The 21,579-nt window shown below is 59.0% G+C and carries 21 protein-coding genes; 18 read left to right on the top strand and 3 right to left on the bottom strand.

The annotated features are described in order from the left end of the window. Positions 1 to 20: 20 nt before the first annotated feature. The 6 genes from CCX46_RS21955 (at position 21) to CCX46_RS21930 (ending at position 6,214) form a co-directional block, all read left to right on the top strand. Positions 21 to 947, top strand: coding sequence for a hypothetical protein (locus CCX46_RS21955; protein WP_127929316.1), 927 nt, complete (start codon positions 21 to 23; stop codon positions 945 to 947). A 77-nt stretch (positions 948 to 1,024) separates the two neighbouring features. Beyond that, positions 1,025 to 2,014 carry a 2-dehydro-3-deoxygalactonokinase gene (locus CCX46_RS21950; RefSeq protein ID WP_127929315.1) on the top strand — a complete coding sequence of 330 codons (990 nt, stop codon included), beginning with the start codon at positions 1,025 to 1,027 and terminating at the stop codon, positions 2,012 to 2,014. Positions 2,015 to 2,033: 19 nt separating this feature from the next. Next, complete coding sequence (locus tag CCX46_RS21945) at positions 2,034 to 2,654, top strand: 2-dehydro-3-deoxy-6-phosphogalactonate aldolase (RefSeq protein WP_127929314.1); 621 nt, start codon at positions 2,034 to 2,036, stop codon at positions 2,652 to 2,654. Between the two features lie 61 nt (positions 2,655 to 2,715). Then, positions 2,716 to 3,864 carry a galactonate dehydratase gene (dgoD, locus tag CCX46_RS21940; protein ID WP_007908327.1) on the top strand — a complete coding sequence of 383 codons (1,149 nt, stop codon included), beginning with the start codon at positions 2,716 to 2,718 and terminating at the stop codon, positions 3,862 to 3,864. A gap of 174 nt (positions 3,865 to 4,038) precedes the next feature. Then, complete coding sequence (locus CCX46_RS21935; protein ID WP_127929313.1) at positions 4,039 to 5,349, top strand: MFS transporter; 1,311 nt, start codon at positions 4,039 to 4,041, stop codon at positions 5,347 to 5,349. A 61-nt stretch (positions 5,350 to 5,410) separates the two neighbouring features. Then, positions 5,411 to 6,214: an IclR family transcriptional regulator gene (locus CCX46_RS21930; RefSeq protein ID WP_127930436.1), complete on the top strand. Its 804-nt coding sequence runs from the start codon at positions 5,411 to 5,413 to the stop codon at positions 6,212 to 6,214. Here CCX46_RS21930 and CCX46_RS21925 read toward each other — a convergent pair. Next, positions 6,211 to 7,263, bottom strand: coding sequence for an NAD(P)-dependent alcohol dehydrogenase (locus CCX46_RS21925; protein ID WP_007908332.1), 1,053 nt, complete (start codon positions 7,261 to 7,263; stop codon positions 6,211 to 6,213). The two genes, CCX46_RS21930 and CCX46_RS21925, sit on opposite strands and share 4 nt — an antisense overlap. Before the next feature lie 192 nt (positions 7,264 to 7,455). On the opposite strand from CCX46_RS21925, the gene CCX46_RS21920 reads away from it, so the two are divergent. After that, positions 7,456 to 8,346 (top strand): AraC family transcriptional regulator, encoded by an 891-nt coding sequence (locus CCX46_RS21920; protein WP_016985999.1) that lies wholly within the window; start codon positions 7,456 to 7,458, stop codon positions 8,344 to 8,346. 184 nt (positions 8,347 to 8,530) lie between these two features. On the opposite strand, the gene CCX46_RS21910 is transcribed toward CCX46_RS21920, so the two are convergent. Beyond that, positions 8,531 to 10,195: an electron transfer flavoprotein-ubiquinone oxidoreductase gene (locus CCX46_RS21910; protein ID WP_016985998.1), complete on the bottom strand. Its 1,665-nt coding sequence runs from the start codon at positions 10,193 to 10,195 to the stop codon at positions 8,531 to 8,533. A gap of 549 nt (positions 10,196 to 10,744) precedes the next feature. Between CCX46_RS21910 and CCX46_RS21905 the strand changes: the two genes are divergently transcribed. The 10 genes from CCX46_RS21905 (at position 10,745) to CCX46_RS21860 (ending at position 20,156) form a co-directional block, all read left to right on the top strand. Continuing rightward, positions 10,745 to 11,494: an electron transfer flavoprotein subunit beta/FixA family protein gene (locus tag CCX46_RS21905; RefSeq protein WP_102900003.1), complete on the top strand. Its 750-nt coding sequence runs from the start codon at positions 10,745 to 10,747 to the stop codon at positions 11,492 to 11,494. 2 nt (positions 11,495 to 11,496) lie between these two features. Then, on the top strand, positions 11,497 to 12,426 hold the full coding sequence (locus CCX46_RS21900; protein WP_127929312.1) for an electron transfer flavoprotein subunit alpha/FixB family protein: 930 nt from the start codon (positions 11,497 to 11,499) through the stop codon (positions 12,424 to 12,426). Between the two features lie 80 nt (positions 12,427 to 12,506). Next, positions 12,507 to 13,328, top strand: coding sequence for a substrate-binding periplasmic protein (locus CCX46_RS21895; RefSeq protein ID WP_127929311.1), 822 nt, complete (start codon positions 12,507 to 12,509; stop codon positions 13,326 to 13,328). A gap of 9 nt (positions 13,329 to 13,337) precedes the next feature. Next, positions 13,338 to 13,694 carry a DUF4398 domain-containing protein gene (locus CCX46_RS21890; protein WP_127929310.1) on the top strand — a complete coding sequence of 119 codons (357 nt, stop codon included), beginning with the start codon at positions 13,338 to 13,340 and terminating at the stop codon, positions 13,692 to 13,694. Next, positions 13,691 to 14,503 carry an OmpA family protein gene (locus CCX46_RS21885; RefSeq protein ID WP_127929309.1) on the top strand — a complete coding sequence of 271 codons (813 nt, stop codon included), beginning with the start codon at positions 13,691 to 13,693 and terminating at the stop codon, positions 14,501 to 14,503. The genes CCX46_RS21890 and CCX46_RS21885 overlap by 4 nt, the downstream gene beginning before the upstream one ends. A gap of 202 nt (positions 14,504 to 14,705) precedes the next feature. Next, positions 14,706 to 16,145 (top strand): aminotransferase-like domain-containing protein, encoded by a 1,440-nt coding sequence (locus tag CCX46_RS21880; protein ID WP_016985994.1) that lies wholly within the window; start codon positions 14,706 to 14,708, stop codon positions 16,143 to 16,145. A 78-nt stretch (positions 16,146 to 16,223) separates the two neighbouring features. After that, positions 16,224 to 16,694 carry a translation initiation factor 2 gene (locus tag CCX46_RS21875; protein WP_127929308.1) on the top strand — a complete coding sequence of 157 codons (471 nt, stop codon included), beginning with the start codon at positions 16,224 to 16,226 and terminating at the stop codon, positions 16,692 to 16,694. A 166-nt stretch (positions 16,695 to 16,860) separates the two neighbouring features. After that, positions 16,861 to 17,115 carry a YkgJ family cysteine cluster protein gene (locus CCX46_RS21870; RefSeq protein WP_007908349.1) on the top strand — a complete coding sequence of 85 codons (255 nt, stop codon included), beginning with the start codon at positions 16,861 to 16,863 and terminating at the stop codon, positions 17,113 to 17,115. 41 nt (positions 17,116 to 17,156) lie between these two features. Further along, on the top strand, positions 17,157 to 17,762 hold the full coding sequence (locus tag CCX46_RS21865) for an START domain-containing protein (RefSeq protein ID WP_127929307.1): 606 nt from the start codon (positions 17,157 to 17,159) through the stop codon (positions 17,760 to 17,762). 300 nt (positions 17,763 to 18,062) lie between these two features. Then, positions 18,063 to 20,156, top strand: a complete 2,094-nt coding sequence (locus CCX46_RS21860; RefSeq protein WP_127929306.1) for an LTA synthase family protein — start codon at positions 18,063 to 18,065, stop codon at positions 20,154 to 20,156. 75 nt (positions 20,157 to 20,231) lie between these two features. Here CCX46_RS21860 and CCX46_RS21855 read toward each other — a convergent pair whose 3' ends face one another. After that, positions 20,232 to 20,390, bottom strand: a complete 159-nt coding sequence (locus CCX46_RS21855; RefSeq protein WP_169432680.1) for a DUF3309 family protein — start codon at positions 20,388 to 20,390, stop codon at positions 20,232 to 20,234. Between the two features lie 323 nt (positions 20,391 to 20,713). Between CCX46_RS21855 and CCX46_RS21850 the strand changes: the two genes are divergently transcribed. After that, positions 20,714 to 21,529 (top strand): SDR family oxidoreductase, encoded by an 816-nt coding sequence (locus tag CCX46_RS21850; protein ID WP_077574042.1) that lies wholly within the window; start codon positions 20,714 to 20,716, stop codon positions 21,527 to 21,529. Positions 21,530 to 21,579: the final 50 nt, after the last annotated feature.

The following is a 21,579-nucleotide window of genomic DNA, read 5'->3' as shown; positions in this document are numbered from 1 at the left end:
AGTTGATTTTTGGAGCGGTAATGGCAAGGTTGCTTTTGGTTTTTTTGTTTGCGTTGTGTTCCTCTTGCATGCACTTGGATGTTCCCCCCGCAAGGCTTGAATTTGTCTCGATCAATCACGAGATGTCTTCCTCTTACGACCTGCGTTTCACCTCCGACCGAAACCTCGTTGACCTCTATGAAGATCATGGTCGGCGAGGTCAGATTGGTACGTGGATCCATTGCTCGTTGAATGGCGATGCGGATTTTTCCATCGAACATAAAATCGTCCTGGAGGCCTCGGGAATCGTCAGCGGCATGCGCTTGATCGAAGGCGATCGTCGCTATGAGATGTTCGCGAATATCAGTGTCGAGAATCACGCCGTCAATGACGGCCGTAACCACATTAGACCGGTTGAGTTGGTGCAGATCCTCAAGCCGCAGGAATACATTCCGTGCAAGGTGGTGATCACCGCGTTCCCGTTCGTGGCGTATTACTCGAAAGTCATGTACATGCCCACGTCGCGGTTCATTGCTGCAATAGAAAATCCCCGCGTGGCGCCCGCGCGTATTTCGCTTGAACAGTCCGACCGACCGAGGTCGTTGCTGCCTTTTGCCTCAGTGTGCATCGTGCGCTGGCGCTATAACCTGGCGCTGGGATATGACCAGATTGACAGCCTCGGACTCTGTAGCGACGTGCCCTATGCCGGCATGTTGGCTTCGTTTGCACCGAACAACACGAAGCTGAAGGTTGTTTCAGGTTCAGAGGAAAACCCGGCGCCCTTCGCGGCGTACACCATTATTCGCGCTGACGGACGCCGGGAGCCTGGAATAACTGACGACAAGGGCCGCACACATGAGGTGGGATCCAGCGAGTACGAAACAGTGAGGATCCTGATCAACAATAATCTGGATGTCGTTCAGCGTTGGACAAAATGGACTGATTCTGTCCCGGAATATGGGATGTAAAATTACATATTGAGATTTAGCGCCTGAGAGGTCTATAGTCCATCGCACTCACTGCCAAAAACAAAACAGGTGAAGCGATGCTGGCGCAATTGATCGCGCTCGATTGGGGGACGACCTCATTACGTGCTTACAAACTCGCGGCGGGCGGTGTGGTGCTGGAGCAGCGCGCGCTGTCGTCCGGGATCATGCAACTGCCGAAGACTCCGCGAGTCATCAACGGTCGCGAATGCGCCGATGGTTTTGAACTGGCGTTCGACGAGGCGTGCGGCGACTGGCTCGATGCGCAGCCGAATCTACCGGTGATAGCTTGCGGCATGGTCGGCAGTGCACAGGGCTGGCGTGAAGCAGCCTACTGCGAGACGCCGGCGAACGTCGCCAATCTCGGAAACTCCCTACAAACAATTGTCAGCCTGCGCGGCACCCGCGTGCATATCGTGCCGGGTGTGATTCAGCGTTCGCGCCTGCCGAATGTGATGCGCGGCGAAGAAACCCAAGTGCTCGGCGTGCTGCAGAATCTGCCGATTGAGGCGGGTGTTGATCTGTTGATCGGTCTGCCGGGCAGTCATTCGAAATGGGTGGACGTCGTCGATGGCTGCATCACCCATTTCGACACGTTCATGACCGGCGAAGTGTTCGCCGTGCTCAGTGAACACAGCATTCTCGGCCGTACCCTGAAGCAGGGGGCGGCGTTCGATGCTCTGGCGTTTGACCGTGGTGTGCAGGTTGCGCAGTCGGTGGACGGCGAACTCGGCGTGCTGTCGACGTTGTTCAGTGCCCGTACCTTGGGCCTGACCGGCGAACTCAGCCCGACCGCGCAGGCGGATTATCTGTCCGGCCTGATGATCGGCCATGAACTGGCGGCGCTCGCCACGGTTCAGCGGCGTCGCCGCAACAACCCGAATCTCCCTTCGATCATCCTCATCGGCAACGCGCAACTCTGCACGCGCTACAGCCGTGCCCTCGCTGCCTGCGGTTTCGCCAACGTGACGCTGGCCGAACAGGCCACCGAGCGTGGTCTGTGGCAACTGGCGCTGGCCGCCGGACTGATCGATTCCTCATCCCGTTAACCCTGACTGGAGGCCTGACATGCTCAAGCAAGCATTGGCGCAAAACGGTCTGATCGCGATTCTGCGTGGCCTGCATCCGCAGGAAGCCGCCGCTGTCGGAGAAGTCCTGTATGCGGCTGGATTTCGCGTCATCGAAGTACCGCTCAATTCCCCTTCGCCGTACGAAAGTATCCGCATCCTGCGCACGACCTTGCCCGCCGATTGCCTGATCGGTGCCGGCACGGTGCTGACCCCGGAGCAGGTCGAGTTCGTGAAAGAGGCCGGCGGCCAAGTGATCGTCATGCCGCACAGCGATGCCAAGGTCTTGCGCGCGGCGAAAGCGGCGGGGCTGTTTCTGTCGCCGGGTGTCGCCACGCCGACCGAGGCTTTCGCGGCACTGGAGGAGGGCGCGGACATTCTCAAGATGTTTCCGGCCGAGCAGATGGGCCCGGCGGTCGTCAAAGCCTGGCTCGCAGTGTTGCCGACGGGAACGGTACTGGCGCCGGTCGGCGGCATCACGCCGGACAATATGCAGGCGTTTATCGATGCCGGTGTAAAAGGTTTTGGCCTCGGTTCGGGCCTGTTCAAACCGGGCATGACGGCGGAGCAGGTGGCAGTGAACGCCAAGGCCTACGTGGCCGCGTGGAAGGCCCTTCGCTAAGACTTTCTGGCGCTGCGTGCGCTGCATCTAATAAGAGCTGCATTTACAAAAGAGAGCAGAGATGAAAATCACCAAACTCACGACCTTCATCGTCCCGCCGCGCTGGTGTTTCCTCAAGGTTGAAACCGACGAAGGCGTCACCGGTTGGGGCGAGCCTGTGGTCGAAGGCCGCGCACACACCGTGGCCGCTGCCGTCGAAGAATTGTCCGACTACCTGATCGGCAAAGACCCACGCAATATCGAAGACATCTGGACCGTGCTCTATCGCGGCGGCTTCTACCGCGGCGGCGCGATACACATGAGCGCACTGGCCGGTATCGATCAGGCGTTGTGGGACATCAAGGGCAAGGCCCTCGGGGTGTCGGTGAGCGACCTGCTCGGTGGCCAGGTGCGTGACAAGATTCGCGTGTATTCGTGGATTGGCGGCGACCGTCCAGCGGACACCGCGCGTGCGGCGAAAGAGGCGGTGAGCCGTGGTTTTACTGCGGTGAAAATGAACGGCACCGAAGAACTGCAATTCCTCGATACCTTCGAGAAAGTCGATCTGGCGCTGGCCAACGTCGCCGCCGTACGTGACGCGGTCGGGCCGAACGTCGGTATCGGCGTCGACTTCCATGGCCGCGTGCACAAGCCGATGGCCAAGGTGCTGATGAAGGAACTCGACCCGTACAAACTGATGTTTATCGAAGAGCCGGTGCTCAGCGAAAACTATGAAGCGTTGAAAGAGCTGGCGCCGTTGACCAGCACACCGATTGCTCTGGGTGAGCGGCTGTTCTCGCGTTGGGACTTTAAACGCGTGTTGAGCGAAGGTTACGTCGACATCATCCAGCCGGATGCCTCCCACGCGGGCGGCATCACCGAAACCCGCAAGATCGCCAACATGGCCGAGGCCTACGATGTGGCACTGGCGCTGCACTGCCCGTTGGGGCCGATTGCGCTGGCGGCGTGTTTGCAATTGGACGCGGCTTGTTACAACGCGTTTATCCAGGAGCAGAGCCTGGGCATCCATTACAACGAGAGCAACGACTTGCTCGACTACGTGAAGGATCCGCGGGTGTTCGATTACGACAAAGGTTTTGTGAAGATTCCGAACGGCCCGGGGTTGGGCATTGAGATCAACGAAGAATATGTGATTGAGCGCGCAGCGGTCGGGCATCGCTGGCGCAACCCGATCTGGCGTCATGCCGATGGCAGTTTTGCCGAATGGTGAGTCGTCCCTGACACACCCGATGAGATCGTTCCCACGCTCTGCGTGGGAATGCCTCAATGGACGCTCTGCGTGCGCTTTTGGGACGCAGAGCGTCCCGGGCTGCATTCCCACGCGGAGCGTGGGAACGATCAGGCCTCAGGCCGACCTCAATAAACATAAAAAGAGGCTCTCCCCATGCAACCGCAAACCCTCACCGGGCAGGCGTCTTTAGTCACGCCCAGCCGTAAGCGGTTTTTCATCATGGTGTTGCTGTTTATCACCGTGGTCATCAACTACCTCGACCGCAGCAACCTGTCGATTGCCGCGCCGGCGCTGACCAGTGAGCTGGGCATCGATCCGATTCACGTCGGCCTGATCTTCTCTGCGTTCGGCTGGACCTACGCTGCCATGCAGATCCCCGGCGGCTGGCTGGTCGATCGCGTACCGCCGCGCATTCTTTACAGCGTCGCTTTGTTGCTGTGGTCTGTGGCTACGGTGATGCTCGGTTTCGCTGCCAGTTTCATCGCGTTGTTTGTGTTGCGCATGGCGGTCGGTGCGCTGGAAGCGCCGGCGTATCCGATCAACAGCCGCGTGGTCACGACGTGGTTCCCCGAGCGTGAACGCGCCACGGCCATCGGTTTCTACACCTCCGGGCAGTTCGTCGGCCTGGCATTCCTGACCCCGGTGCTGGCCTGGCTGCAACACGAATTCGGCTGGCACATGGTCTTCGTCGCGACCGGCGCGGTGGGCATCATTTGGGCTGTGATCTGGTACGCGGTCTATCGCGAGCCACGGGATTTCAAAGGTGCCAACGAGGCGGAAATCGATCTGATCCGCGAGGGCGGTGGTCTGGTCGATATTCAGCAGGAGACGGCCAAGGTCAAAGCCAAATTCAGCTGGACCGACTTGGGCATCGTGCTGACCAAACGCAAGTTGTGGGGCATCTACCTCGGCCAATTCTGCCTGAACTCGACGCTGTGGTTTTTCCTCACGTGGTTCCCGACCTATCTGGTGAAATATCGCGGCATGGATTTCATCAAGTCCGGCCTGCTGGCGTCGCTGCCGTTTCTCGCCGCGTTTATTGGTGTTTTGTGCTCGGGGTTCTTTTCCGACTTCTTGATCCGTCGCGGCTACACCGTCGGCTTTGCGCGCAAGTTGCCGATCATTGGCGGGTTGCTGATTTCCACCTCGATCATCGGCGCCAATTTTGTTGAATCGACGCCGCTGGTGATTGCCTTTCTGGCGCTGGCGTTTTTCGGCAACGGTCTGGCTTCGATCACCTGGTCGTTGGTGTCAACGTTGGCGCCGGCGCGGCTACTCGGTCTGACCGGCGGGGTGTTCAACTTCATCGGCAACCTGTCGGCAATTGCCACGCCGATCGTCATCGGCTTCCTCGCCAGCGGCGATTCGTTCGCGCCGGCGATCACCTATATCGCGGTTCTCGCATTGATCGGTGCATTGTCCTACGTGCTGTTGGTCGGCAACGTCGAGCGTATCGAGTTGTAGTGGTCTGCGTCGGGCGACCATAATGCCGCCCGTTCCCTCGCTCAACGGTAAAAGGCTGGATATGCAGGAAGACGCCCCGGAAAAAACCAAGGACGCCGCGCCCACCGGCACGCAAACGCTGTTGCGCGGCCTCGGTGTGTTGCAAGCGGTGGCCAGTGGCGCCCGTGATCTCAAGGAGATTGCCCGGCTGATCGGCACCACACGCAGCACCACCCATCGTCTGGCCAGTTGCCTGGTCGACGAGCGCTACCTGCGCGTGGTGCCGCAAGTCGGTTATCTGCTCGGGCCGAAGCTGATCGAACTAGGGTTTCAGGCGCGCGAAGAGTTGCCGCTGGTGACGCTGGCCGGGCCGTATCTGGACGAGTTGTCAGCGCTGACCGGCGATACGGTGCACTTGGGCATTCGTGAAGGCGATGAAGTGTTGTATCTGCTGAAGAACCCGGGACGCAATGGCCCGGAAATGCGCTCGCGGGTCGGCCATCGCATGCCGCTGGCCCGCACCGGGATTGGCAAGGCGTTGATGCTCGATGACTCGCCGAAAGATTGGCAGCGTCTGTACGACATCAGCCTGCCGGCAGGTGGGAAAAGTCAGTTCTGGCCGCAGCATCCCCAGCAGTCGTGGGAACAGCTTGAGCAACGCATGACCGAGTACGTCGCCGGTGGCTACGCCTTCGATCTGGAAGACAACGAACCGTCGATCCGCTGTGTGGCGGCGCCGATTCGCGATGCGAGCAAGGGCATTGTGGCGGCGATCAGTATCGCCAGCACCGTGCCATACATGCCGCTGGAAAAAATGGCCGAGCTGATTCCCCTGATCAAAGGGGTCACAGCCCGGCTTTCGGCAGAGCTAGGCCTGAAGGTTTAAACCTTGAGCGTCGCCATGTCGATCACGAAACGGTACTTCACGTCACCGGCGATCATCCGGGCGTAAGCCTCGTTGATCTGGCGGATGTCGAGCATTTCGATGTCGCAGGTAATGTTGTGCTCGGCGCAGAAATCCAGCACTTCCTGGGTTTCGGCGACGCCACCGATCAACGAGCCGGCCAATACGCGGCGGCTCATCACCAGTTTGCCGGCGTGGACCGGTGGATCAATCGGCTCGATCAGACCGACCAGAATGTGTACGCCGTCGAAACGCAGGGTGTCGAGGTACGGGTTGAGATCGTGCTGCACCGGAATGGTGTCCAGCAGGAAGTCGAAGTAACCGGCAGCCGCTTTCATCTGCTCGGCGTCGGTGGAGACGATCACATGATCGGCACCCTGACGACGACCTTCCTCAGCCTTGCTCGCCGAGCGGGTGAACAGCGTGACTTCGGCGCCCATGGCCTTGGCGAACTTGATGCCCATGTGGCCCAGACCGCCCATGCCGAGAATCCCGACCTTGTCGCCAGCCTTGACGCCGTAGTGCTTGAGCGGCGAGTAGGTGGTGATGCCGGCACAGAGAATCGGCGCGGCGCTGGCCAGTGCGAGTTTTTCCGGGATGCGCACGACGAAGTGTTCGCTGACGACGATGCTGTCGGAATAACCGCCCATGGTGTTGCTGCCATCGACCCGATCCGGGGTGGCGTAGGTCATGGTCGGGCCTTCGAGGCAATATTGCTCAAGGTTCGACTGGCACGCTTCGCAGGTACGGCAGGAGTCGACCATGCAGCCAACGCCGACCAGATCGCCTACTTTATGTTGGGTGACATTCGCACCGATCGCGGTGACTTTTCCGACGATCTCGTGGCCCGGCATCAACGGGTAAACGGCAATACCCCATTCGTTGCGCGCCTGGTGGATATCGGAGTGGCAGACGCCGCAGTAGAGAATCTCGATGGCAACGTCATCGGCGCGCGGGCTGCGGCGTTCGAATTTCATCGGGGCGAGGGGGGTGGTGGCCGATTGGGCGGCATAACCGATGGCGGTGTACATGTGAAACCTCGCAAAAGCAGGAACAAGTGAGGCGGCGCATTTTGGGCGTCGACTGACCGGTCGGCCATGACGATTCCTCCGGGTCTCATGCCTAATCCTCCGGCATGCGGGTTTGATCGGTCGCATTGGCAAAAGGATCTGCGATGATGCTTTCATCCCCTATTTTCGTGATTTTTCGTGAAGAACAATTCGATGCAATTGACCCGTCATCTTGATGCCAATGCGCGGCTGGTTTCGCTGATCGAACCGCTGGCGCTTCGCGATGGTTATTCGCCGACCGGATTGCCCGGTGTGCAAGTATTGCGCGCCAGTTGCGACGTCGCCCGTGGCCCGCACATTTATGAACCGAGCCTAATGATCATCGCCCAGGGCAGCAAACTGGCGTTTCTCGGGCCACGCACTATGGAATACGGCGCCGGGCATTATCTGATTCAGGCGCTGCCGGTGCCGTTCGAATGTGAGACCTTCGCCTTGCCGGATGCGCCGTTGCTAGGGGTGTCGGTGGCGATTGATCGGGTGTTGCTCGGTGAACTGGTGCTGGCCATGGGGCTGGCGCCGGGCCGGCATATTCCCGCGCAGACGCCGGAGTCGATGACCTCAGTGGTGCTCGACGATGACATGCGTGGCTGTGTCGAGCGCTTGCTCAGTTGCCTGCACGATCCGCTGGAATGCCAGATTCTCGGGCCGGCGCGGGTGCGGGAGTTGTTGTTCACCGCGTTGCGCGGGCCGCAGGCCGATGTGTTGCGGGCGCTGGTCGAGCAGCAGGGGCAATTCGCGCGGGTGGCGGCGTCGATCAGTCATCTGCATGCGCATTACACCGAGCCATTGAATGTCGAGACGCTGGCCGGTTGCGCGAACATGAGCGTGTCGACCTTTCATGAGCATTTCAAGCGCAGCACGCTGTTGTCGCCGGTGCAGTATCTGAAGCGTTTGCGGTTGTTGAAGGCGCAGACGTTGCTGGTGGCGGAAGGCTTGGGGGTGGCGCAGGTGGCGCATCGGGTCGGGTATCAGAGTACGTCGCAGTTCAGCCGTGAGTACAAGCGCTACTTCGAACGCAGCCCCGGCGATGAGCGCGCCGCCTGATCCTGCGCAGATCCCTTGTGGGAGCGAGCCTGCTCGCGAATGCGGTGCATCAATCGACATCATCTTTATATGACACACCGCTTTCGCGAGCAGGCTCGCTCCCACAGTTGTTTTGTGGTGTCAGAGGAATTTTGGGCAACAAAAAGGCCCCCAAATCGGGAGCCTTGATGTTCAGCGCTTCGACTTACATGTTTGGATAAGTCGGGCCACCAGCGCCTTCCGGCGTGACCCAGGTGATGTTCTGCGAAGGGTCCTTGATGTCACAGGTCTTGCAGTGCACGCAGTTCTGGGCGTTGATCTGGAAGCGCTTCTCGCCGTCTTCCTTGGTGATCACTTCGTACACGCCGGCCGGGCAGTAGCGCTGTGCCGGTTCGTCGTACAGCGGCAGGTTCTTGCTGATCGGGATGCTCGGGTCGGTCAGCTTCAAGTGGCAAGGCTGTTCTTCTTCGTGGTTGGTACCGGAGATGAACACCGAGCTGAGCTTGTCAAAGCTGAGTTTGCCGTCCGGCTTCGGATAGTCGATCTTCTTGCAGTCCGCCGCGAGCTTGAGGCAAGCGTAATCCGGCTTGGTGTCATGCAGGGTGAACGGCAGTTTGCCGCCGAAGATGTTCTGATCCAGCCAGTTGAAACCGCCGCCGACAATGGCGCCGAACTTGTGGATTGCCGGGCCGAAGTTGCGGCTGGCGAACAGTTCGTCGTAAAGCCAGCTCTTCTTGAACGCGTCGACGTAAGTGGTCAGCTCTTCAGTGCCGTCCTTTTCCGCGAACAGCGCGTCAGCCACGGATTCTGCGGCGAGCATGCCGGACTTCATCGCGGTGTGGCTGCCTTTGATCTTGGCGAAGTTCAGGGTGCCGAGGTCGCAACCGATCAGCGCGCCGCCCTTGAAGACCATTTTCGGCAGCGAGTTCAGGCCACCTTTGCAGATGGCGCGAGCGCCGTAGCTGATGCGCTTGCCGCCTTCCAGGTACTGAGCCAGCACCGGGTGATGCTTGAGGCGCTGGAACTCGTCGAACGGCGACAGGTAAGTGTTGCTGTAGGACAGGTCAACGATCAGACCGACCACCACCTGGTTGTTTTCCAGGTGATAAAGGAACGAGCCGCCGGTGTTCTCGGTGCCCATGATGTCCAGCGGCCAACCGGCGGTGTGCACCACCAGGCCTGGCTGGTGTTTGGCCGGGTCGATTTCCCAGATTTCTTTCAGGCCGATACCGTAATGCTGAGCGTCGGCATCGCTGTCGAGGTTGTAGCGCTTGATCAGTTGCTTGCCGATGTGGCCACGGCAGCCTTCGGCGAACAGCGTGTACTTGCCACGCAGTTCCATGCCCGGGGTGTACAGGCCTTCTTTCGGGTTGCCTTCGCGGTCGACGCCGAGATCACCGGTGATGATCCCGCGCACCACGCCTTGCTCGTCGATCAGCGCTTCCTGAGCGGCGAAGCCCGGGTAGATTTCTACGCCGAGATTTTCGGCTTGCTGGGCGAGCCAGCGGCACAGGTTGCCGAGGGAGATAATGTAGTTGCCTTCGTTGTGCATGGTCTTGGGCACAAAGAAGTCTGGAATCTTCTGCGCGTTTTCGGCGTTTTTCAGCACGAAAATATCGTCGCGGGTGACTGGCGTGTTCAGCGGCGCGCCGAGTTCTTTCCAGTCCGGGAACAACTCGTTCAGAGCGCGTGGTTCGAACACGGCACCGGAGAGGATGTGTGCGCCGACTTCGGAGCCTTTTTCGACCACGCAGACGCTGATTTCCTTACCGGCTTCGGCGGCCTTCTGCTTCAGACGGCAGGCGGCGGACAGGCCAGCGGGGCCGGCACCGACGATGACCACGTCGAATTCCATGTATTCGCGTTCCACAGGCTATCTCCTACTCAAGGCTCAACAGTTTTTTTTCTAATTTGGAGGTTTGATGTCGCATCCGCTATTCCTTTACGTTAACGTCAAGGGGAATATTGGAGACCGACCTTTCTCTCTAGGCGGCGCATTATATCTACACCACTCCGAGCGTCCAATACAAACGTTTGTTTGAATCGGCTCCAGCCCAGAGAAATCAAAGAAGCGCGGCTTATGAATGGTCATTTTGCTGTATTGACCGGAATAGGCGTTCCGGTCAAGATACGGGCGGTTTTACGCTCGTCGTAGGCAGACTGGCGGTTTCAAGAGCACGTCTAAAGACAGGGCACAGGCAGTAGAAGGTGATGCGCAGCGCAGTCCGGCGCGCAGTTTACACAGCGTGAAGATCAATGACTCGTCGGTCACCCCTGACGAACGGTCGCAGGTCTTCGCACCCTGTAGTCACCAGACACCCGAGTCGGCGTTTTTAGAGGTGCCCTTTTAGCCTGATGAGCATCAACCGCCAGGTTCGCCTAGGCGACTTTCTTTTCACCGGAGAGTAACGAGGAATCCATGAAGGTTCTTGTAGCTGTCAAACGCGTTGTGGATTACAACGTCAAGGTTCGCGTCAAGGCGGACAATTCCGGCGTCGATCTCGCCAACGTCAAGATGTCGATGAACCCGTTCTGCGAAATCGCAGTGGAAGAAGCCGTACGCCTGAAAGAGAAAGGTGTTGCGACTGAAATCGTCGTCGTCTCCATCGGCCCGACCACCGCTCAGGAGCAGCTGCGTACCGCACTGGCTCTGGGTGCCGACCGTGCCATCCTCGTCGAATCCGCTGAAGATCTGACCTCGCTCGCCGTGGCCAAGCTGCTCAAGGCTGTGGTCGACAAGGAACAGCCGCAGCTGGTGATCCTTGGCAAACAAGCCATCGACAGCGACAACAACCAGACCGGCCAGATGCTCGCTGCACTGAGCGGCTTCGGTCAGGGCACGTTCGCCTCGAAAGTCGAAGTCTCGGGCGACAGCGTTGCCGTGACCCGCGAAATCGACGGCGGCGCGCAGACGGTTTCCCTGAAACTGCCGGCAATCGTCACCACCGACCTGCGTTTGAACGAGCCGCGCTACGCGTCCCTGCCAAACATCATGAAAGCCAAGAAGAAGCCTCTCGAAGTGCTGACTCCGGACGCTTTGGGCGTTTCCACCGCCTCCACCAACAAGACCCTGAAAGTCGAAGCGCCGGCTGCACGCAGCGCAGGCATCAAGGTCAAGTCGGTGGCTGAACTGGTCGAGAAACTGAAAAACGAAGCGAAGGTAATCTAAAAATGACTATCTTGGTAATCGCTGAACACGACAACAAAGTGCTGGCCCCGGCCACGCTGAACACCGTGGCTGCTGCGGCCAAAATCGGCGGCGACATCCACGTTCTGGTTGCTGGCCAAGGCGCTGGCGCCGTGGCTGAAGCCGCGGCGAAAATCGCTGGTGTGAGCAAAGTCCTCAACGCTGACAACGCCGCTTACGCGCATCAGCTGCCGGAAAACGTTGCTCCGCTGGTAGCCGAGCTGGGCGCTGGTTACAGCCACATCCTGGCTGCCGCTACTTCCAACGGCAAAAACATCCTGCCGCGCGTTGCCGCGCAGCTGGACGTTGACCAGATCTCCGAGATCATCTCGGTTGAAAGCGCTGACACGTTCAAGCGTCCGATCTACGCCGGTAACGCCATCGCTACTGTACAGTCGACCGCGCCAATCAAAGTGATCACCGTGCGTGCCACCGGTTTCGACCCGGTTGCTGCTGAAGGTGGTTCGGCTGCTGTTGAAGCTGTAGCTGCTGCACACAACGCTGGCACTTCGAGCTTCGTTGGCGAAGAACTGGCCAAGTCCGATCGTCCAGAGCTGACCGCTGCCAAGATCGTCGTTTCCGGCGGCCGCGGCATGCAGAACGGCGACAACTTCAAACACCTGTACGCCCTGGCCGACAAGCTGGGCGCTGCCGTTGGTGCTTCGCGCGCCGCGGTCGACGCAGGTTTCGTACCGAACGATATGCAGGTCGGTCAGACCGGCAAGATCGTTGCGCCACAGCTGTACATTGCCGTCGGTATCTCCGGCGCGATCCAGCACCTGGCCGGCATGAAAGACTCCAAAGTGATCGTTGCGATCAACAAGGACGAAGAAGCGCCGATCTTCCAGGTGGCCGATTACGGTCTCGTGGCGGATCTGTTCGAAGCGGTACCTGAGCTGGAGAAGCTGGTCTAATCCAGCGGCTTCACTTATAAAGAGCCCGGCCTGTTGGTCGGGCTTTTTTTTGTCTCGGATTTGAGTGGGAGCGTTTTGCCATGGATCTGCGTTGCGGATGGTTGTTGGGATTGGCCCTGTTGCCGGGGCTGGCGATAGCCGCCGGCAAATGCGAGCGCCTCGTCGTCACCGGCAGCCCGGATGCGCCGCCATACCTTTGGCAAGACCCACAGAATCCCAAACAGTTGATCGGCGCCAGCGCCGACCTGTTGCAACAAGTCGCCAAAGATCTCGGCATCAAGGTCGAGTTGCTTTACGCCGGCAAACGCTCGCAAGCCCTCGACGAAGTGCGCAGTGGGCGCATGGACATGCTGGCCGATGCGCCGCTGACCTTCACTGAGTTGGAAAACCTCGACTACATCCATCCGCCGCTGCTGGAAAACGACTATCTGGTGTGGACGCGCAAAGGCTCGACCCTGGTCTACAGCGAAGCCAAAGATCTGCACGGCCACGCGGGTGCGCTGTCGGAAAAGTCTCGAATCACCCAGGCATTCGGCACTTTCGCCGAGCAGAATCTGACCCTGACCCGGACAGCCAACCTCACTCAGGCCTTTCAGAAACTGCTCCTCGGTGAAGTGGAATATGTACTCGCCGGGCGCTACTCGGGCATGGCGGCCGCGCAAGCGTTGGGCATGGCCAATGACCTGCTGGCGTTCGAGCAACCCGTCGATCGGCCGGGGCTGTTTCTTGCGGTTTCGCATAACTCGGCCTGCAACGATCCGTGGTTGCGCGGACAGCTAGCCAAAAAGATGACAGAATTGCCCGCGTCCGGACTGACGGAAGCCGCGCTGCAACGCAACATCGAGCGCTGGAAGGCGCAGCAGCAACAGCCGCAACCACCTGTCAGTGCCCCAAAACAGTAGGGATTCTTAGTGAGTATTCGACCTTTTTTCGCGGCTGTGGCCGTTCTGGCTCTGGCCGGTTGCGCGACCGATCCGGCACCCATCGAACAAATGCGCCTGACCGAGCAAGCCATCACCCAGGCCAAGGCTGTTGGCGCTACTGCCGACGAAGTGCCGGAAATGAAACTGGCCGAGACCAAATACAACCGCGCCAAAGGCAACATGGCTGACGAGTCCTACCGGAATGCGCGCATGCGTTCCGAGCAGGCGGAACTGGATGCACGTCTGGCCGAGGCCAAAGTGCTGACGCAAAAAAGTGAAGAACAGGTGAATGTGCTCAATACCCGCATCGTCCGACTGCGCAAGCAACTGGGAGATGCCCAATGAGCTTCAAGTCGAAAGTTGTCGGCGGTCTGATCCTCGCCGGGTGTGTCAGCCTGTACGGTTGCGCCGGTCAACACAGCGAATCCGCGCTGCAAGAAGCCAGCGCCGACTTCCAGAAGGTCAAGGAAGACTCCAACGTGCTGCGCATTGCGCCGAAGGACGTGATCCGTGCCGGTGAGTCGCTGGCCCGTGCCGATCGCCTGTCGACCTACTGGGGCAGCGGTTCCGACGTGGTCCATTACGCCTACCTGAGCCAGCGCTACAGCGAGATCGCCCGCGAGCACACCAATCAGGTGCTTAACGAAGAACGTGCGGCCAAACTCGAACTGGAGCGTCAGCGTCTGCAACTGGCCCTGCGTGAATCGAAGCTGCTGAGCGTACAGCAGCAGGGTAAATGGCTCGAAGAGCAGATCGTCGCACTGGCCACCACGCAGACCGACCGTGGTCTGGTGATGACCCTAGGCGACGTGCTGTTCGATACCGGTGAAGCGGAGCTGAAAAACTCGGCCAACCGTGTCGTCCTGAAAATCGTGCAGTTCCTGCAACTGAACCCGAAACGTGTGGTGCGTATCGAGGGTTACACCGACAGCACTGGCGGCAAACAGGAAAACCTCAAACTGTCTCGCGATCGCGCACAATCGGTGGCGGACGTGCTGATGGACCTGGGCATCGACGACAAACGCATTCAGGTCGAAGGTTACGGCGACGAATACCCGGTGGACGCCAACGCTTCCGAGCGCGGACGGGCACAGAATCGTCGGGTGGAAATTGTCTTCTCCGACGAAAAAGGCCAGCTCGGCGCTGCCCGTTAAGGGTTGCGTCTCTGGAAAGCCCGGGCTGTCATGCAGTACCGGGCTTTTTTACGTCTGTCGATCAGCTCGCAAATCAGTACAGTCGGGGGCAGACACCGCACTGTATGGTCGAGTAATGTGGCAACTGTCCCAGTACACTTCTAAACTGTTCCGGTATTGTTTCACACAAGAATAAAATGCCCGTGAAATCGAGTGCTGCGTCATGACCAATCTCTTGCTCTACCAACGTATTGCTCAGCAACTGGCCGAAGATATCCGTCGTGGTGTCTATCAACCGGGGGAGCGCGTGCCTTCAGTACGCAAGATGAGTTCGCAGCTCAATGTCAGCCATGCGACGGTGTTGCAGGCGTACGCCAATCTCGAAGATCAGGGCTTGATTCGGGCGCGTCCGCAGTCCGGTTATTACGTCCACCAGACCCCCGCGCTGACCGCGCCGACGCCGGACATTGCCCGAGTCGAGCGTCCCGGCCTGGTCACTCGCAGCAGCATCATTCAGCAAGTGCTGGTCGAGTCGCGCCGCGAAGGCGTGTTTCCGCTCGGTGCCGCCGTGCCCAGTGTCGACTACTTACCTGTGCGCGCGCTGCATCAGCAACTGGCCAAGGTCACCCGGTTCCATAGCCCGCGTGCCTTCAGCTACATGTTCAGCCCCGGTTTTGAACCGCTGCGCCGGCAAGTGGCGATCCGTATGCGCGATGCCGGTGTGGTGGTCGATCCGTCGGAAGTGGTGATCACCCACGGTTGCGTCGATGCTCTGCAGATGTCGTTGCGTGTGCTGACCCGGCCGGGCGATCTGATCGCCGCTGAGTCGCCGACCTATTACGGTCTGCTGCAACTGGCCGATCTTCTCGGCTTGAAGGTCATCGAAATCCCCAGCGATCCCGCCACCGGCATGAGCCTCGAAGCCTTGCAACTGGCCGCCAACCAATGGTCGATCAAAGCGCTGGTGCTGACCACGCGCCTGAGCAATCCGCTGGGCGGCACCATGCCCGAAGAGCGGCAGAAACAGTTGCTGCGCCTAGCCTCGGACTTCGATATCCAGATCGTCGAAGATGATATCTATGGCGAACTGATGTTCGAGCAAGGCAAAACCAAAGCGCTCAAGGCTTATGACCGACTGGATCGGGTGATCTACTGTTCGAGTTTCTCCAAGACCTTGTCACCCGGTGTGCGCATCGGCTGGATGATCGCCGGCAAGTATCAGCAGGAAATCCAGCGCTTGCAGACTTTCAGCACCCACTCGGCGTGTAGCGTGACGCAGATGGCGATCGCCGCTTATCTGGAAAACGGTGGCTATGACCGGCATTTACGGTACATCCGCCAGGAATACCGGAAAAACCTCAGCGCCTTCCAGTTGGCGGTGCAGCAGTACTTCCCCGAAGGCACGCAAATGACCCGGCCCACGGGCGGTTTCATCCTTTGGGTGAGTCTGCCGGGCAGGGTCAATACACAAGAACTGCATGTGCGCGCCTTGCAGCAGGGCATCAGCATTGCACCGGGGCTGATCTTCAGTAATACCGAGCAATTCAACCACTGTATCCGCCTGAATTGCGGGATTCCGTGGAATCGCGAGGCGGAGCGGGCGTTGATGACGCTGGGTCTGTTGGCCACTCAACTGTGTCAGGAAACCGCTGGCGGATTCTGAACGAGCGGTGGGTGATGCTTGTCTTGTGGCGTCCAACAAGCGAGCATATGGCCCTCTGCCGTTAGTGTCGTTGGGTCCATGAAAGCGATTGCTCCTGCTGCTTGGGTTTTGCTGGGTTTGCTGATGATCGGTCAGGCGCCTGGAGTTGTGGCCGCTGCGGTTCAGGAAAAACCGGCTGCGACGAGCCCCACGAAAAAAAATCCGCCCGCGCAGAAGACCGCTACGGCGAAGAAAACCCAGCAAAAAGTCATCAAGAAGCGCAAGCCAGTCGCCTCGAAATCGAAACCCGCCAGTGAAGTGGTAAAAACCAGGTTGCCGTCGGCCAGACTCGATTTGAGCCTGCCCAAGGACATGGTCGAGGAATTGAAACCCAAGGGCACGGTTGAATTGCCCAAGCGCGAGCCGATCCTGCCGCAGATGTTTGGCGAGAAAAACAACGGATTCCAGCTCAACGGCCGCTTGCTCAGCAACGAAATGCAGTTGCAACTGCGCAACGAAGAGCGCCGCGAAGTCGAAGGTGCCGCGCTGGATTTCGAATTCAAACAGTAAAACCAACCCATCTGTGACCCGCAGACCAGACGCTTTGTCGGAGACTGGTCAGTCATATTGAGTTATCGCTAAAAACCCCGGTTCCGGCAATTTGAAACAGCCGTTTTAGCGGTTACTCTGTTCCGCGTCCCTTTTACACATCGCCCGTCGCGAGGAATTGTTCGTCATGAAATGCCGTGAAGGCTGTGGCGCTTGCTGCATTGCCCCTTCCATCAGTTCGCCGATTCCCGGCATGCCTGATGGCAAACCTGCAGGCGAACGTTGCGTGCAACTCTCGGTCGAAAACCTGTGCAGCATTTTCGGCCGCCCGGAGCGCCCGGCAGTCTGTTCCGGCTTCGCGGCTGATGTTGAAGTCTGTGGCAGCAGCTCGGAAGAAGCGATCAGGCTGATCGGCTGGTGGGAGCAAATGACCGCGGCGTGATGTGTCAAACGAACGGAACTTCAACAATAAGGAATAAGACTATGGGTTCGCTGCATCGTATCGCTGTGTTGTGTGGTTTGACCGCTGTGCTGGCCACGTCCGTCGTTCAGGCTGAAGACTGGAAAGTCGCCAAGAACGAAGACGGCATCAAGATTTCCCTCAGTGAAGTGCCGGGTTCGGACTACAAGTCTTACCAAGGCGTTGCGCTGATGAAAACCACCGTCGCCAAACTGCGCGCACTGCAGGAAGACGTCGCTGGCGCCTGCGCCTGGATTCACGAGTGCAAGACCCAGAAACTGCTCAAGCACGAAGGCGACAAGAGCTGGACCTATAGCCAGTTCAATACGCCTTGGCCGGTAACTCCGCGTGACTCGGTGATCGAAGTCACCACCGTCGAAGGCGCCGACGGCAGCCTGACCCGCAACCTCAAAGGTCTGCCGACGTACGTTCCTGAAGAAAAAGGCTTTGTCCGCGTGCAGCAGGTCAATGGCTTCTGGAAGTTCGTACCGAAGGGCGACCAGGTTGAAGTGACCTATCAAGTGCACACCGAGCCAGGCGGCAGCGTGCCGGCGATGGTTGCCAACAAGTTTGTCGTCGATGCGCCGTTCAACACCTTGAAAGCTCTGAAAGAACGCGCCGAGAAGTAATCGGCCCGCGTTCAACGAAACGCCCCGAACAAGTCGGGGCGTTTTGTTTTGTATCTATATTGTGTTTCCAGATATGCGTTGCACGAAATTTTCACAAAGTGTTCCTGACAATTCGCCCGCGCTGTTTGCCCGCTGCCGTAAATGAAAGTGTCTGGCGGCGGGGCAGTAATCAATGGCAATGGTGCGGGTGATCGTGCAACATTTGCGCACTGCGCAAGCCCCGGGGTCTGGAATGACCAATAGAGGGCATGGCGCCGCTGTATTTTTGCAACTTCAACTTCCAATGGGTCCTAAAACGACATGGCAAACCCGGACGCCCTGAATCAGCAGCGATCTTCCGCTCGCCTGCTGCAACCGACCGTCAAATCGCATCTGGCCTACACGCTGCTGTGTGCACTGGTCATGATGGTGATGTTTTCCGTGCTGCGCCTCGCGCTGCTGGTCTACAACCGCGAGATGATCCTCGACACCCCGGCTTCGACCTTCCTCGAAGCCTTCGCCAACGGCCTGCGTTTCGACCTGCGCCTGGTGGTTTACCTGTGCATTCCGCTGGTGCTGGCCCTGTTCAGTGCGCGCGCCATGGCCGCACGCGGTTTCTTCCGTCTGTGGCTGACCATCGCTTCGAGCATCGCGCTGTTCCTCGGCCTGATGGAGATGGACTTCTACCGCGAGTTTCACCAGCGCCTCAACGGTCTGGTGTTTCAGTACGTGAAAGAAGACCCGAAAACCGTGATGAGCATGCTCTGGTACGGTTTCCCGGTGGTGCGCTACCTGCTGGCGTGGGTCATCGGCACTGTCATTCTGACCCTTGCGTTCAAAGGTGCCGATCGTGCCACGCGTCCGCGCGGGCCTTTCAGCGGCGGTAGCGTCAGCAGTCGCCAAGTCGCGCCGTGGTACACCCGTCTTGCGGTGTTCGTGGTCTGCCTGCTGATCTGTGTGGTCGCCGCCCGTGGCACCCTGCGTCAAGGCCCGCCGATGCGCTGGGGTGACGTTTACACCACCGATTCCAACTTCGCCAACCAGCTCGGCCTCAACGCCACGCTGTCGCTGATCGAGGCCGCTAAGTCGCGCATGGGCGAAGATCGCGACAACATCTGGAAAGCCACGTTGCCGCAAGAGCAGGCGCAGAAAGTCGTGCGCGACATGCTGCTGATGCCAAACGACAAACTGGTCGATGCCGATATTGCCGCCGTACGCCGTGATTACACGCCGCCGGCAGACAAGACTCTGCCGATCAAGAACGTTGTGGTGATCCTGATGGAAAGCATGGCCGGTCACTCGGTCGGTGCATTGGGCGCGCCAGGCAACATCACGCCATACCTGGACAAACTGTCGAAGGAAGGTCTGCTGTTCGACCGCTTCTTCTCCAACGGTACGCACACCCATCAGGGCATGTTCGCGACCATGGCCTGCTTCCCCAACCTGCCAGGTTTCGAATACCTGATGCAGACCCCGGAAGGCAGCCATAAGCTGTCCGGCCTGCCGCAGGTGCTCAGCGCCCGTGACTACGACGACGTGTATGTCTACAACGGCGATTTCGCCTGGGACAACCAGTCGGGCTTCTTCAGTAACCAGGGCATGACCAACTTCGTTGGCCGTAATGACTTCGTCAACCCGGTGTTCTCCGATCCGACCTGGGGCGTGTCCGACCAGGACATGTTCGACCGTGGTCTGCAGGAGCTGAAAGCACGCGAAAACGGCAAGCCGTTCTATGCGCTGCTGCAGACCCTGTCCAACCACACGCCATACGCCTTGCCGACGCCATTGCCGGTCGAGCGCGTGACTGACCGTGGCAGCCTCAACGAACACTTGACCGCCATGCGCTACTCCGACTGGGCGCTGGGTCAGTTCTTCGAGAAGGCGCGCAAAGAGCCGTACTTCAAGGAAACCCTGTTCGTCATCGTCGGCGACCACGGTTTCGGCAACGAACGCCAGATCACCGAAATGGACCTGGGCCGCTTCAACGTGCCGATGCTGCTGATTGCGCCGGGCATCCAGGAGAAATTCGGTACCCGTGACCACACCGTGGGCACGCAGATCGACATCGTACCGACCATCATGGGCCGTCTGGGCGGTGAAGTACGCCATCAGTGCTGGGGCCGCGACTTGCTCAACCTGCCGGAAGGCGACACCGGTTTCGGTGTGATCAAGCCATCGGGCAGTGAGCAGACCACCGCGATCGTCACGGCCGACCAGATTCTGGTGTTGCCGAGAGACAAAGACATGGGGCCGAAGATGTGGCAGTACCAGTTGGGTGCGAATCCTCACGCCGAAGTCGTTCCGAATGCACCGCGCACTGCCGAGTTGAAGCTCAAGCTGGAAGCGTTCCTGCAAACGGCGACCAAGAGCCTGATGGATAACACCGCTGGTGTGATTCACGGCAAGCCGGATTGATCGCTTGCCGACAGTAAAATCCGCGCAATAAAAAAGAGGCCCTGAACAGGGCCTCTTTTTTTTGCGCTTGAAGCGTTATATCCGACCGAGTAACAGCAGGACCAACAGCACCACCAACACCACGCCGATAATGCCTGAAGGACCATAACCCCAACTTCTGGAGTGCGGGAAGACCGGCAGACCACCGATCAGCAACAGGATCAGGATAATGATTAGAATTGTGCCCATGTCGATTTCCTTGTTGATAGCGTTCGAGAAGTCTTGTGTTCAGGGGGCGACTGGAGACTAAGTAATTCCAGCCGGCTTACAAGTTCCGACTGGCGCGCATGAAAGAAAATTCAATGTTTTTTTAATGTATTTGGATTGCTCGTTTATTTCCTTTGCAGCGAAAAGATCGCAGCCTCGTTTCACTCGACAGCTCCTACACGAATCCATGTAGGAGCTGCCGAAGGCTGCGATCTTTTGATCTTGCATTCAGCAACTTGATGGAGCGTGGGCACGCGCCGATCCTTCGCTACACTCGGCGCATCTTCCCCGGAACAACAAGGCTGTGTGCTATGCAAAATCGCATGATGATCACTGGTGCGGGCTCGGGCCTGGGTCGCGAAATCGCGCTGCGCTGGGCGCGTGAAGGCTGGCAACTGGCCTTGTCCGACGTCAGCGAACCCGGTCTGCAGGAAACCCTGAAAATGGTTCGCGAGGCGGGCGGTGACGGTTTTGTTCAGCGCTGCGATGTGCGTGATTACAGCCAGCTCACCGCGTTCGCTCAGGCCTGCGAAGAGAAGCTCGGTGGCATTGATATCATCGTCAATAACGCCGGTGTTGCGTCGGGCGGGTTCTTCAGCGAGCTGTCGCTGGAAGACTGGGACTGGCAGATCGCGATCAACCTGATGGGCGTGGTCAAGGGTTGCAAGGCGTTCCTGCCACTGCTTGAACAAAGCAAAGGCAAGATCATCAACATCGCCTCCATGGCCGCACTGATGCAGGGCCCGGCGATGAGTAATTACAACGTGGCCAAGGCCGGCGTGGTTGCACTCTCGGAAAGCCTGCTGATCGAACTGGCGCAGCAGGAAGTCGGCGTGCACGTGGTTTGCCCGTCGTTCTTCCAGACCAACTTGCTCGACTCGTTCCGTGGCCCGACCCCGGCGATGAAAGCGCAGGTCGGCAAGTTGCTGGAAAGTTCGCCGATTACGGCGGCGGACATCGCCGACTACATCTATCAGCAAGTGGCGGCTGGCGAATTCATGATTCTGCCCCACGAGCAGGGCCGGATGGCCTGGGCGATCAAGCAGAAGAACCCGCAACTGCTCTATAACGAAATGACCTCCATGGCGGAAAAAATGCGCGCCAAGGCCAAGCAGAACAACGGCTGACCTTGCCCGTTGCAGGCGGCGTCGTTAGGGTGGCCGCAATGGTCACCCTG

The organism is Pseudomonas sp. RU47 (assembly GCF_004011755.1).
Lineage (GTDB): Bacteria > Pseudomonadota > Gammaproteobacteria > Pseudomonadales > Pseudomonadaceae > Aquipseudomonas.
This window is presented reverse-complemented; position numbering and strand designations above follow the sequence as displayed.